General features: G+C 59.3%; 1 protein-coding gene. It reads right to left on the bottom strand.

Annotated features, from left to right (window positions below):
* The coding region (locus tag AC1DRJ_RS29545) for an FAD-binding oxidoreductase (protein WP_477805240.1) at positions 1–935 on the bottom strand (935 nt) is incomplete at its 3' end.
* Between the last annotated feature and the right edge of the window lie 51 nt (positions 936–986).

Below are 986 nucleotides of genomic sequence, written 5' to 3'. Positions count from 1 at the left end.
TGTCCACCCTGTTCGTCGGCAAGCATGCGTAGCGTTTCCACCTGTTCTTTGACGCTGGACTCGGAGCCATGCAGCTCGAAGAACAGGGAAGGGGCTTCTTGCAGCGTGGTCTTGCTGTAGGCATTGAGCGCGCGAACCGTCAGTGTGTCGATCAGTTCAATGCGTGCCATCGGTATGCCCAACTGGATGGCCTGGATAACCGTGCGCACCGCGTGATCGACACTGGGAAAATTGCATACTGCCGCCGAAATGGCCTCCGGGATCGGGTGCAGTTTCACCGTCAGTTCGGCAACGGTTGCCAGTGTTCCGCCGGAACCCACCAGCAGATGAGTCAGGTCATAGCCCGCCGACGACTTGCGTGCCCGGCCGCCGGTCTGCAGCACACGGCCATCGGCAAGAACGGCCGTCATGGCCAGGACGTTTTCGCGCATCGTTCCGTAGCGCACCGCGTTGGTGCCCGAAGCTCGGGTGGCCGCCATGCCACCCAATGAAGCATCGGCACCCGGATCGATCGGGAAGAACAAGCCAGTCCCGTGCAATGCGGCATTCAACTGTTTGCGGGTCACCCCTGGTTGTACCGTGACATCCATGTCGTCGATGCGCACTTCGATGATCTGGTTCATGCCCGACACATCTATGCAGATGCCGCCGTGTACCGCATGCAACCAACCCTCCAAGGAGCTGCCGCTGCCGTAGGGAATGATCGGCACTCGATGTGTGTAGCAGGCCTTCTGCACGCTGACGATCTCTGCAAGGCTGTTCACAAACGCCACCGCTTGCGGCGGCATGGGATCAAGGGCGGAAATGTCACTGCCGTGGTGCTCACGCACACTCGCTGAAGAACTGAACCTGGCACCGAGCAGGGCAGTCAGTTCTTCGAGCAGCGCTGATGGCAGCGATTGGAAATCGAACGTATTGATCGCAGGGCCTTGCATGCAGGGATCTCCTTTTATTTTTTTCATGCCGAGCGACGTTGGTGTACGAGG

This window comes from Pseudomonas sp. P5_B2, assembly GCF_056400445.1.
The sequence above is the reverse complement of the archived record's forward strand: the minus strand, read 5'-3'. Positions and strand labels throughout refer to the sequence as shown.